An 11,953-nucleotide genomic window follows, 5' to 3' on the forward strand; every position below is an offset into this window, starting at 1 on the left:
TTACCTTCCTGGCCTGATACTTGAATACGCCACGTCATTGCGCTCACCCTGATGTCCCCCGGCATAGTTCATGAGCGGCCGCGACGATCGTCGACACTTGTGGCAGGGCCGCCTCTTCCAGATGCCGGGGATAAGGTATCGGCACTTCGGCGCTGCACACCCGTGCCGGCGGTGCATCCAGCTCGAAAAAGCCTTGTTCTATGATCCGTGTAATGATCTCGGCGGATAGACTGCCGCTGCGCCATCCCTCGTCGACCACCAGGGCCCGACGGGTCTTGCAGACAGAAGCCATCAAAGTCTTGTCATCCAGAGGGCGCAGGACACGCAGGTCGATGACTTCGCAATCAATGCCCTCCCCGGCCAGTACCTGCGCAGCCTCCAAGGTCTTGCCGAGTGTGCCGCCGTAAGTGATCAGGGTCAGGTCCTTGCCGGTTCGGCGGACCTTGGCGGAGCTGATGTCCACCGTCTCCCACTCGCCCGCATCACCCTCCAGGTTGTAGAGCTGGGCGTGTTCGAATATCAGCACCGGGTCCGGATCCAGTAGCGCTGGCCAGAGCATGCCGCGTGCATCTTCGATGGTCGCCGGCGCCAGGATTTTCAGCCCGGGAATATGGGCGTACCAGCCCTCCAGGCTGTGCGAGTGTTGCGCCGCAAGCTGGCGTCCGGCGCCTGTCGCCATGCGCACAACCAGGGGCACGGAGAACTGTCCACCGGACATGTGCCTCAAGGCAGCAGCCGTATTCATCAACGGATCGAGGGCGAGCAGACTGAAGTTCACGGTCATGATTTCGACAATCGGCCGCATGCCCCCCAATGCCGCCCCTATTCCGGCTCCCACGAAACCCAGCTCGGACAATGGCGCGTCTCGAATGCGCTCGGGGCCGAACGCCTCAAGCAATCCCAGGGACACGGCATAACTGCCACCGTAGCGACCGACGTCTTCGCCCATCAGAAATACCCGCGGGTCCCGCTGCAGCGCCTCACGTATGGCCTCGCGCAGCGCCTCGCGATAGCTCATACGAATGCTCATGGCGCCGCCCTTGGGGTGTAGACATCGCGAGACAAATCCTCGAGCGGCTCCAGGCTGCCGCTTTCGGCATAAGTAACGGCGGCTTCCACTTCAGCGTCCACCTGGGCGAGGATCGCCAGAAATCCGGGTTCGTCCAAAAGGCCCTCGGCCTTAAGCTGTGCACTGTACGTATGGATCGGCCCATGGGTCTTCCATTGCTCCACCTCGTCCTTGTCACGATACAGCTGTGGGTCGAACATCGAATGGGCACGAAACCGATAGGTGCGGAACTCCAGAAAAAAAGGCCCACGCCCCGCACGGATGTGTTCAACCGCATCACGAGCGGCTTCATACACCGCGATCACGTCCATGCCATCGACGGACCGGGTATCGACTTTGTAGGCCGCGGCTTTCGCACACAGGTCCGTTTGCGACTGCGAACGGTCCAGGGCAGTCCCCATCGCATAGAGGTTGTTTTCACAGCAAAACAGCATCGGCAGTTGCCACAATGCGGCCAGGTTGATGGACTCATGGAAAGCCCCTTCCGCCATCGCGCCTTCACCAAAAAAACAGGCTGAAAGACGCGCTCCACCTTGCATACGTTCAGCGAGCGCCAGACCGACCGTCAGTGGCAAGCCACCCGCGACAATGGCATTGCCGCCGAAGAATCGTGTCGTGGCATCAAACAGGTGCATTGAGCCGCCGCGCCCTCGCGAGCATCCTTCCTGGTGCCCATACATTTCGGCCATGATTGCTTTCATGGGGACGCCCTTGATCAGGGCGTGGCCATGTTCGCGATACGTCGCGACCACCGCATCGTCGGCTGCCAGTGCATGCAGAACGCCGACGGCGACCGCTTCTTCACCGATGTACAGGTGCAGAAAGCCACGAATTTTGCCCTCCCCGTATAACTCGCCAGCGCGCTCCTCAAGACGACGGATACGCACCATGTCCCGCAGCAGGTCGAGAGCAATTTCCTGGGACCGCGGTGGGAGGCTCATGGCGCACTCTCCATGCTGGAAGTGTCGCCTTCAGGCAAACCCAGTTCCCGGGCCTTGAGCAGACGCCGCATGAGTTTTCCGCTACGGGTGTGCGGAAGCACTTCCACAAATTCCAGTTCCTTGGGCGCAACGACCGCCCCGAGGCGCTTGCGTCCATGACCGAGCAACTCGTCGTGCAGGGCCTGGCTGGCAGTGAAACCACGCTTGAGTGAAACAAAGGCTTTCACGGTTTCACCCAACAGCGGGTCGGGCTTGCCGATCACCGCGGCCTCGGCTACGGCCGGGTGTTCCATGAGGGAGCTTTCAACTTCGAACGGACCGATCAGGTGACCCGCCGACTTGATGACATCGTCGCTGCGACCAATGAACCAGTAGTAACCATCGGCATCGCGACGCACGAGATCGCCGCTCAGGTACCACTCACCGACAAAGCAGTGACGATAACGCTCCTCCTGCCCCAGGTAGGTACGGAACATGGCAGGCCATGGCTGTTTCAAGGCAAGGTCACCGACCTCGTTGTCACCCAGAAACGCCAGTCCGCCCTCTTCTGCTCGAACGACGATGGCCGCCTCGACACCCGGCAGCGGCTTACCCATGGAGCCTGGTTTGATGGGCATGGCAACTGTGTTGGCAATCATGATGCCGCCGGTTTCGGTCTGCCACCAATTGTCGTGGATCGGCAGCCCAAGCACCTCTTTGCCCCACCAGACAGCCTCGGGATTAAGCGGCTCGCCGACGCTGGCGATAAACCGCAGACTCGGAAAACGATGGCCGCGCGCCAACTCCGCCCCCGCTTTCATCAGCAGGCGAATGGCTGTCGGGGCGGTATACCAGACCGTCACCTGTTGCTTCTCAAGTATCCGGTACCAACGCTCGGCATCGAATTCATTGCCCTCGACCACACTGGTGACGCCCAGCAACAACGGGGCAAAGATCCCATAGGAAGTGCCGGTCACCCAACCCGGATCGGCGCTGCACCAATAGACATCTTCGGGGTGCAAGTCCAAGGCGTATTTCCCGGTGACGCGATGGGTCAGCGCCGCGCCATGGGCATGCAACACGCCTTTCGGAGTGCCTGTCGTGCCGCTGGTGAAGTGTAAAAGTGCGGGGCTGTCGGCGGTCGTATTGGCAACGGTGAAGGCTTCCTCTGCCTGCGCCAGCAGCTGATGCAGATTGAGCGTCCCCTCGATCTGCGCCGTATCGCCACCGTTTTCGTCGTACAGCAGCACATGTTTGAGGGCCGGCAAACGCTCGCGTATGGCCGCGACCTTGCGCCGGTAGAGGGTTTCGCTGGTCAGCAACACACTGCCTTCGCCAAGACGCATACGGGTTTCGATGGGCTCCGGGCCGAACGCACAGAACAATGGCGACACCACGCAACCGAGTTTCAGGCCACCGAGCACCCCCAGATACAGTTCCAGCCCTCGGCCACAGAGTACAAATATTCGCTCGCCGGGCATCACGCCCAGCTTTTTCAATACATTGGCAAACCGGTTGGTCAGGATGCTCAGTTGGGCGTAACTGATGTCGCAACTCCCCCCGTTGCGATCAAGAATGCGCAATGCCGTATGCCGTCGACGCGCCCCTTGCGCATGCCGATCCACGGCCTCATACGCCAGGTTCAAACCGCCGCCCGGCAAACCGGCCAGCGCATTGGCTTCCACCTGCCAGGAAAAGGCCTCCCGAGCTTGCACGCTATCGAGCCAATTCGGCGCTAACGGCAAGTTGGCCAGGGTTTTCTTAATGATCGCTGGATGCATGTTTGCCACCTTGAGTCGTCTTCGGTCCGTCCCTAGACCGCCAGGACACTGCAGGGCACCTGATACAGAATATGTTCGGTCGTGCTGCCCAGCAGTTTCTCCACCCCGTGGAACTGGACTCTGCCCATCACGATCACATCCACGTTGTGCTTGTTGGCGAACTCGCTCAGCGCCGAAACGGGATGTCCCAGAATGAAATGTCGACGGTTAGCAGGCACACCGTACCGACCGGCGAGTTTCAGAAACGATTGTTCCAGCTCTTTGCGCAGCCCCTTGGTCAGCTCCGACAGTTTCAAGCCACCGCCCAATTCCTCCAGGTAGTCTTCCGTAATGTCATAGGCATACAGCAGGTGCAACTCGGCATCACACTGTATGGCGAGGCTGGAAGCCTGGTGGATAATGCGGTCATTCAACTCACTGTTCTCAGGCCCACCCGCCGAAGCATCAACCGCCGCCACAATCTTGCGCGGCAGGACATGGTGAGCCTCGCCCACCAGATAAACCGGTACCGGACAGTGGCGCAGCAAGTGCCAGTCCAACGGGGTGAAAAACGTGCGCTTGAGCGTTGATTCTTGCTGGATTTCCTTAATCAACAGGTCGGGCTGCAATTCCTTGACGTGATCCAGGATGTCTTGCTCCATGTCATCAGCCCACGCCACCTCGTTGGTCACCTCGATCCCTCTGCCACGCAGAAGTTTGGACTGGTCCTCCAGCCAATCGTGATGGTCCTGCAGGTAACGCTCCCGAGCCTTTTCCCGGTCGCCTTCTTCGAGCAGCGACAACAGTTTCAACGCAGGAATCAACGTCGCAATATGCAAACGTGCACCGCTGGCCCTGGCGAGCGCTGCTGCATGGTCGATTGCCGGAGAATGGCGCAGGGCCAGGTGGAGGATGAGTAACAGTTGTTGATACTGGCTCATGGTCTGACTCCAGGCAGAGGGTTCAACGCCTGCCGTTGGCCTCGTAGGGCTCAGCCGTTGCGTCCACGCCGGACCAAGCACCAGCGCTGATTCAGGTTGCTCCGCCGGAAAGTGCCTGACGTTGATAAATATCAACTACCGACGTGAGCCCCCATAAGAGGAGCAGCCTTTCATTCCACCGTACTTGATCAATATCAATCGGAGCGGGCCTTCCCTTCTCCACACTGCCGAAAAATCCGCAGACGACGTGGAGGCGAGAATGCACACCCTGCAAGACGAGGTCATAGCCTTTCTCTCCAGGCCGTCCAGCTACGGCACGTCAAACCAACCCGTGGAGCGTATCGAGACCCATGGTTCGGTGATTTTTCTGCATGCCAACCGCGCCTACAAACTCAAACGCGCCGTGGCATTTGCCGAGCTGGATTTCCTCAGCCTGGAAAGCCGCAAAAACGCCTGTGAGGCAGAGTTACTGCTCAATCGACGGACTGCGCCGACGCTGTATTTGAGCCTGTGTCCGATCAATCGCCAGGCGAATGGCCAGTTGGCGCTCAACGGTTGCGGACCAGCGGTTGACTGGCTCGTGGTGATGCGCCGCTTCGCTCAGGATCGGCTGTTTGACCGTATGGCCGTTGAAGGACGTCTGACTGAACCGATGATGGAACAGTTGGGGGCTGAGATCGCCCGCTTTCATGCCAATGCACCCATCACTCCTTCTTACGGTCACATCCCGGACCTGTATGAAGAAATCGAGAAAAACCATCGGGAAATGTCTCGCTACCCACCCATCCTCGATTTCGCGACAGTCACCGCGATTGCTCATACCTCCCGGACCCTGTTGGAGTCGTTGACCGGCTGCCTCGAAGATCGCCGCCGTGAGGGCCGCGTTCGCCGTTGCCATGGTGATATGCGCTTGGCCAATATCTGCCTGCTCGACGGTCAGCCCACCCTCTTCGATGGCATCGAGTTCAGTGAGCGGCTTTCCTGCATCGATGTGCTCTACGACCTGGCTTTTGTGCTGATGGACCTGCAACACCATGGCCTGAACAGGTTAGGTGCTCGGCTGTTGTCCAGTTACCTCAACCACAGTGATGTGCAGGAAGACTGCAAACCCTTGGCGTTTTTCCTTTCTTTGCGGGCTGCCACGCGCAGCTTCTCCCTTGCGGGTGCAGCGCTACGTCATGCCGATCCGGCCAAGCGATACGAGAAAAAAGAAAAAGCTGTCCAGTTGATGCACCAGGCACTGAGTTACTTGCACGGCGAAAACCCGATTCTCAATCACCTGGCGATGTCTGAGGCGGCCTCCTATACATGACGTTATCCACGATGGGCGTTTCATTCAGGGAAAGGAGCCTGGGCCGGTGATTCCTTTTCCGGAATATCCGTCATGGTCGCCTCGGTCAGCAGCAAGATACTGGCGACTGAAACAGCATTTTCGAGGGCAATACGCACCACCTTGGTCGGGTCAATGATGCCGGCTTCGTACATGTCGACATAGCAATTGGCAGACGCATCGAAGCCAATGTTCCCTGGCTCGGCGAGCATGCGCGCAACCACGACGCCGGCATCCACCGCCGAATTTTCAGCGATGAGTCTGGCCGGAGCTTCCAGCGCCCGGCGAAGAATCTGCAGGCCGGTCCTGGCATCGCCCTCATATCGGGCCTCTTCGGCCGCGATAATCGGGACGGCCTTGAGCAACGCAAGACCACCCCCCGGCACAATGCCTTCGGCGATCGCCGCCCGGGTCGCTGAGATGGCATCATCCAGCGCATCCTTGCGCGCCTTCATTTCAGCTTCGGAAGGCGCCCCGACCCGGATCACCGCAACTCCGCCAGACAGCCTTGCCAGTCGTTCCTGAAGCTTTTCACGGTCGTAATCGCTGGTGGTACTGTCTAGTTGCGCACGGATCTGCTGCAAACGCGCCTCGATGGCCTCGCGCGTACCGGCGCCCCCTATCAGCGCCGTGCTGTCTTTTTGCACCACGACTCGATGTGCACGTCCCAACTGGTTCAGTTCCACCTGTTCCAGAGTGACGCCCAGTTCGCTGGAAACCACCGTTGCCCCCGTCAGAACGGCCATGTCCTGCAGCATTTCCTTGCGCCGATCACCAAAGCCCGGAGCCTTGATCGCCACCGCTCGCAGAACACCGCGTATCTGGTTGACGACTAGCGTGGTCAACGCCTCACCCTCGATATCGTCCGCGATCAAAACCAGTGGTTGCCCGCTTTTAGCCACGAGTTCAAGCAAGGGCAGCAAGTCTTTGAGTGCACCGATCTTATGGTCACAGAGCAGCAAGTAGGCGTCATCGAGTTCGACCTGCATCTTCTCGGCATCGGTGACGAAATAGGGTGAGACATAACCCCGGTCAAACCGCATGCCTTCCATGACTTCGACCACTGTTTCGGTGGTCTTGGATTCCTCGACACTGAGGACGCCTTCAACGCCGACCTTTTCCAGGGCGTCTGCCACCAGCTGACCGATGACGGCATCGTTATGCGCCGACAGCGTGGCGACCTGGGCCTTTTCCTTGGGGGTGCTGACCGGACGTGACTGGGCGGCCAGGGATTCGACGACCAACAACAGCCCGCGATCCAGGCCGCGCTTGAGGTCGATTGCACTGGCACCCGCGACGACGTTACGGATGCCATCGGCCAGGATTGCATGGGCCAGCACCGTTGACGTACTGGTCCCGTCCCCTACCGCATCGCCTGTGCGTTCGGCCGCCTGACGCAGCATTTGCGCGCCCAGGTTTTCCTCGGGGTCGAGCAAGTCAATGCGTTTGGCGATCGTGACGCCATCATTGCAGACCGTCGGATTGCCCCATTTACTCTGGATCAGTACCGATTTTGATTTTGGCCCCAACGTCACCCGCACGGCGTCTGCCAACTGTGTGGCGCCACTCAGGATTTTCTCGCGGGCTGCAGCACGAAACACGATTTTAGTGTGAGCCATCAGGGTGTTCTCCTGGCCAGTTTTACAACAAGTGCGTTTTGGCAGCTTCTATGAACTGGCCCGGGCGACGTTGACTTTTATCAACAAACTCACAACGCCGCCGCGCCCCAGACCGCCCAAACAATGCGCGCACCGTCGGGATGACCGACTGTCAGTTCACGTCCCGGAATTGACAAAGATCAATTCGCGCAGCAAGAAACAGAGTCCAAATGAAGGTGTGTGTTCAGCAGGCTGAAAGCAGAAGGGATCTGTTTTTCAGTCACGGTTTCACGGCTACAGGTGAGATCTTTTCCCATTTGATGCGCGAGGAGAAAAGCCATGGACAAGTTTCAGCAGAGTCAAAAAAGCAAGCTGTTCAAAACATCCACTCATGACCCCTATTGCTCGCAGCGGGTTGAAGGTTCAGCCATCTGCCCGCAGTGTGATGCGGTCTATCAAGCCGGGAACTGGACTTGGAAACACCCTGAAAACACGGTCATTCATGATGCGCAAACAGTGACGTGCCCAGCCTGCCGACGCATCGATGACAACATGCCAGCGGGGACGCTCACGTTATCGGGCAGCTTCTTGCTCAAGCATCGAAATGAAATCATCAACCTGATCAAAAACACCGAAAAAAAGGAAAAAGCCGAGCATGCCCTGGAGCGCATCATCGGCCTTACCGACTCAGCGGCTGCTCTAATCGTGACCACGACCGGCATCCATCTCGCGAATCGCCTGGGCCATGCACTGGAAGCCGCGTTCAAAGGGAACTCTGATTACCGGTACGGCGATGATAAGTATGGCTTGAGCGTCAACTGGACACGTGACGAATAGAACCGGGCGCGGTTGTCTCAATATGGAAAGTTGAGGGGGATCAGGACACCCAGCTCACCTTTTTGTGCTTCCAGAAGGAGTACGACCATGGCCATCAATGAATCAGCCTCGCCGCATGCAACCAACCTTAAATCGATCAGCCATAGCAGGGCGTTGTTTTTTGAAGCCGACCGTTTGAACGATCAAGCCTACGCATTTTTGAACGAGCCCGTTTCGGCGCAGACCATCCATAAGTTTTCTGACGCAAAAAAACGGGCGGATGAAAAATACCGACAAGCCTGGCAGGAATGGTTGCATACCAGGGACAAGAACAACCGATGACAGCACGTGAATGCTGTTGGGTCAGCAGCGTGGCCAGCCATGGCATGGCGTCAGGCGTCAGCGATCAATCGGGCTCGATTGCACGCTTTTCCGAAACCGTGCTGAGCGTTTCGGCGTTCTCGTTGTTACTCCAGACGTTGGGGCTGAGCCAGACGCAGACACTGAATAATCTTCCCTACGTGTTACGCGGCAAACTGGCGGGAGGCTTGTTTGGAACGGTGCGCTTCGTCGACACCGGAAAACTGAGCTTGCCGGGGTCGACAGCCGGAACTCGGTCATACCGACAATGAATATCCCCTGTGGGAGCGAGCCTGCTCGCGAAGATGGAGTGTCAGTCAATACACGGTTTTCCGACACACCGCATTCGCGAGCAGGCTCGCTCCTACAGGGGTGATGCTGTTCAACCAGTGACGGTTATGCGGTGAAACGGACGCCGGGCCTGGCGCGCTCGTCGACGCTCAACTCGAACACATCCGGGCGCGCGTAGTGACCGACCACGTCGTAGTCATAACGCGCGCGGACCAGGTCGTCGGTGTCGATTTCGGCGGTGAGCAACCCGGCCCCGTCACGCAACGGCCCCGCCAGAATGTCGCCCATGGGCCCGACGATCACACTGCCGCCCGCAATCAGCGGCCGATCCGCCGGCCAGTTGGCAATCTCCACGCCCAGGGCTTGCGGTGAATCCTGAACCTGGCAAGCGCTGACCACAAAACAACGGCCTTCATGGGCGATGTGGCGCATGCTGACCTGCCACATCTCGCGCTCATCCACGGTGGGCGCGCACCAGACCTCGATGCCTTTGGCGTACATCGCGGTGCGCAGCAGCGGCATCATGTTTTCCCAGCACACCACCGCGCCGATTCGCCCGACCTGGCTGTCGATCACCGGCAACGTCGAGCCATCGCCCTTGCCCCAGATCAATCGCTCAGTGCCCGTGGGCATCAGTTTGCGGTGCTTGGCGACCAGGCCGGCCTGCGGATCGAAATACAGCGCCGTGCAATGCAACGTGCTCCCGGCGCGCTCGATCACGCCAATGACCAGGTTGGCCCCGGTGCGCGCCGACAACCCGGCCAGGGCGTCGGTTTCGGCCCCGGGCACGTCGATGGCGTTGGCAAAATAGCGGGCAAACGCTTCGCGACCTTCCGGCAGTCGGTAGCCCAGCTGAGTGCCGAACGTCTCGCCTTTGGGATAACCCCCGAGCAACGCTTCGGGCATCACCACCAGCGCGGCGCCGGATTCGATAATCGCGTTTTCCCAGGCAAGAATCTGTTCCAGGGTCTCGGTCTTGCCGCCGGGCAAGGCGCCGATTTGCAACGCTGCGACAATGGATTTTGGCATGGCGATCTCTCCGAAAGCGTTGAGGTGTTGCCCATTCTCATGCGCCACGGGATCATGAATAAAGCCCGACTCACTGCTGAATGATATGAGCCAAATGAATATCGCCACTGTTGACCTCAACCTGCTCAAAGTTTTCGAAGCGCTGCATGAAGAGTCCAGCGCCAGCCGTGCGGCGTTGCGCCTGGGCGTGACGCAATCGGCCGTCAGCGCGGCGTTGCGGCGACTGCGCGAGCTGTATGGCGATCAATTGTTCGTGCGCACCGGCCGTGGCCTGGCACCGACGCTCAAGGCCAATCAGTTAAAACCGGTGGTGAGCGATGCGCTGAACAAATGCCGTCAGAGCCTGGCAATGGTCGATCCGGCAGCCAATCATTACGACGGGCGCTCGGTCACGGTGGGGTTATCGGATGATTTCGAGGTGGCCTACGGCCGGCGATTGATCGAGGCCATTGCGCGCAGCGCGCCGAAGTTGCGCCTGATTTTTCGGCAAACCCACAGCCAGATCGTCGCCCAGGCATTGATGGAGCGCAGCATTGATCTGGCGATCACCGCGGGCGGGTTCAGCGAGCGGTTGCTCAGTCGTCAGGTGCTGGGTGAAGGCGGTTATTCGTGCCTGGTGGATCCGCTCAGCCTGACCCCGGGGCAACAGACTCTCACGCTAGAGGAGTTCGTCGCCCGCGAGCACATTCTGGTGTCGTCCGGCGGCTTTATCGGGATCACCGATGAGGGGCTGGCGGCGCTGGGGCTGAGTCGGCGGGTATGCGCCTCGACCACCCACTTTGCGGCGTTGCCACACTTGCTCAAGGGCAGTCAGGCGGTGGCGACCATTCCGGCCCACGCCGCTCAAAGCATCGCGACGCTCTGCGGTCTGGCGCTGCTGCCCTGCCCTTTGGCGTTACCGCGCTACCCGATCGAACTGGGCTGGCGCACCAGCACGCAGCTCGATCCGGTGGTGTTGAAAGTGCGCGAGGCCATTGTCGCGAGTTTTGCGTGAAGGCAGGCCTTACTTGGCGGCCATCAAGCGATTCACTTCACTGCGCACCATATTGGCGAATTCCGGGGGCGACATGGCATCAAGTTCGGCGCGAACCCATTCAGCCCATTTGCCTTTGCGCTTGGCGCGTTCGCCAAACAACCGCGCGGCCTCGCCCTTGGATTTGCCAAGGTTGCTTTGCCAGAGGTCGAACAGACGGGATTTCTCATCTTCAAGCGCTGCGCGCTCAGCCAGGGGTTTGTCGGCCAGATTGAAGCTCATGGGAGTTACCTGCTGCGTAAAATAGGCGACATCTTACACTGTAGGACGAAATATCCGACTCGGGATTTTTCCTTGGCGTACAGTCAATGCGTAAAGTCGCTGCAACTTTTTCAGTTGCCGCAGACTCCATTGTTCACTGCCCATTTACCTGCAAGGAGTACCCAATGGCCCGGAAAACCGCCGCACAAACCGCCGAAGACCAGATCAAGGATCAGGCATTCAGCGAACTTCAGGCACTGATCGAAGAATCGGAAAAACTGCTCAAAAGCAGCGCTTCTCTGGTGGGTGAGGAAGCCGAGACCCTTCGCGGGCAAATCTCTCAGAAACTCCAGCAGGCCCGGGACTCGGTCACCAGTGTTCGTGACCGCACCAAACCGGTGGTCGACGCGACGGAGACCTACATCGGTGGCCATCCATGGCAAACCGTGGCCATCTCCGCCGGGTTCGGCCTGGTGGTCGGGTTGCTGCTGGGCCGCCGTTAAACAGAAATACATCGAACCTGTAGGGGCCAGGCTTGCTGGCGAAGGCGATTTCAAATGCGCCTTAGCCGGCAAGCCTGGCGTCTACAAAAAACGGTTCAGAGC

The 11,953-nt window shown here is 59.2% G+C and carries 12 protein-coding genes and 1 pseudogene; 6 read left to right on the plus strand and 7 right to left on the minus strand.

What is annotated here, in order from left to right:
* Window positions 1-43: 43 nt before the first annotated feature.
* Genes QMX98_RS13625 through QMX98_RS13640 form a run of 4 tightly spaced genes read right to left on the minus strand, consistent with a single transcriptional unit; the run spans window position 44 to window position 4,690 of the window.
* Window positions 44-1,030, minus strand: coding sequence for an alpha-ketoacid dehydrogenase subunit beta (locus tag QMX98_RS13625; protein ID WP_042932032.1), 987 nt, complete (start codon window positions 1,028-1,030; stop codon window positions 44-46).
* Window positions 1,027-2,010 carry a pyruvate dehydrogenase (acetyl-transferring) E1 component subunit alpha gene (gene pdhA, locus QMX98_RS13630; protein WP_282410896.1) on the minus strand — a complete coding sequence of 328 codons (984 nt, stop codon included), beginning with the start codon at window positions 2,008-2,010 and terminating at the stop codon, window positions 1,027-1,029. The genes QMX98_RS13625 and pdhA overlap by 4 nt, the downstream gene beginning before the upstream one ends.
* Entirely contained in the window at window positions 2,007-3,770 is a 1,764-nt protein-coding gene (gene acsA, locus QMX98_RS13635) for an acetate--CoA ligase (RefSeq protein ID WP_282410897.1), read from the minus strand. The genes pdhA and acsA overlap by 4 nt, the downstream gene beginning before the upstream one ends.
* 32 nt (window positions 3,771-3,802) lie before the next feature.
* Window positions 3,803-4,690: a universal stress protein gene (locus QMX98_RS13640; RefSeq protein WP_282410898.1), complete on the minus strand. Its 888-nt coding sequence runs from the start codon at window positions 4,688-4,690 to the stop codon at window positions 3,803-3,805.
* 259 nt (window positions 4,691-4,949) lie between these two features.
* Here QMX98_RS13640 and QMX98_RS13645 point away from each other — a divergent pair, with 259 nt between their 5' ends.
* Window positions 4,950-6,002: a phosphotransferase gene (locus QMX98_RS13645; RefSeq protein ID WP_282410899.1), complete on the plus strand. Its 1,053-nt coding sequence runs from the start codon at window positions 4,950-4,952 to the stop codon at window positions 6,000-6,002.
* Window positions 6,003-6,022: 20 nt separating this feature from the next.
* On the opposite strand, the gene groL is transcribed toward QMX98_RS13645, so the two are convergent.
* Complete coding sequence (groL, locus tag QMX98_RS13650) at window positions 6,023-7,639, minus strand: chaperonin GroEL (RefSeq protein ID WP_282410900.1); 1,617 nt, start codon at window positions 7,637-7,639, stop codon at window positions 6,023-6,025.
* Window positions 7,640-7,957: 318 nt separating this feature from the next.
* Between groL and QMX98_RS13655 the strand changes: the two genes are divergently transcribed.
* The 3 genes and pseudogenes from QMX98_RS13655 to QMX98_RS13665 form a co-directional block, all read left to right on the plus strand.
* Window positions 7,958-8,455: a BCAM0308 family protein gene (locus QMX98_RS13655; RefSeq protein WP_010460640.1), complete on the plus strand. Its 498-nt coding sequence runs from the start codon at window positions 7,958-7,960 to the stop codon at window positions 8,453-8,455.
* 87 nt (window positions 8,456-8,542) lie between these two features.
* Window positions 8,543-8,776: a hypothetical protein gene (locus QMX98_RS13660; RefSeq protein WP_200666215.1), complete on the plus strand. Its 234-nt coding sequence runs from the start codon at window positions 8,543-8,545 to the stop codon at window positions 8,774-8,776.
* A gap of 44 nt (window positions 8,777-8,820) precedes the next feature.
* A pseudogene (locus tag QMX98_RS13665) lies at window positions 8,821-9,066 on the plus strand (hypothetical protein); the annotation flags it as partial.
* Between the two features lie 124 nt (window positions 9,067-9,190).
* On the opposite strand, the gene QMX98_RS13670 reads toward QMX98_RS13665, so the two are convergent.
* Complete coding sequence (locus tag QMX98_RS13670; RefSeq protein ID WP_154504807.1) at window positions 9,191-10,114, minus strand: carbon-nitrogen hydrolase family protein; 924 nt, start codon at window positions 10,112-10,114, stop codon at window positions 9,191-9,193.
* Window positions 10,115-10,199: 85 nt separating this feature from the next.
* Between QMX98_RS13670 and QMX98_RS13675 the strand changes: the two genes are divergently transcribed.
* Complete coding sequence (locus QMX98_RS13675) at window positions 10,200-11,108, plus strand: LysR family transcriptional regulator (protein ID WP_042932031.1); 909 nt, start codon at window positions 10,200-10,202, stop codon at window positions 11,106-11,108.
* Between the two features lie 9 nt (window positions 11,109-11,117).
* Here QMX98_RS13675 and QMX98_RS13680 read toward each other — a convergent pair whose 3' ends face one another.
* Complete coding sequence (locus tag QMX98_RS13680) at window positions 11,118-11,369, minus strand: hypothetical protein (RefSeq protein ID WP_010460650.1); 252 nt, start codon at window positions 11,367-11,369, stop codon at window positions 11,118-11,120.
* Between the two features lie 164 nt (window positions 11,370-11,533).
* Here QMX98_RS13680 and QMX98_RS13685 point away from each other — a divergent pair, with 164 nt between their 5' ends.
* Window positions 11,534-11,851: a DUF883 family protein gene (locus QMX98_RS13685; RefSeq protein ID WP_010460652.1), complete on the plus strand. Its 318-nt coding sequence runs from the start codon at window positions 11,534-11,536 to the stop codon at window positions 11,849-11,851.
* Window positions 11,852-11,953 lie beyond the last annotated feature (102 nt).

The sequence above is a fragment of the Pseudomonas sp. PS02303 genome (assembly GCF_029959925.1).
Classification (GTDB): domain Bacteria; phylum Pseudomonadota; class Gammaproteobacteria; order Pseudomonadales; family Pseudomonadaceae; genus Aquipseudomonas; species Aquipseudomonas mandelii.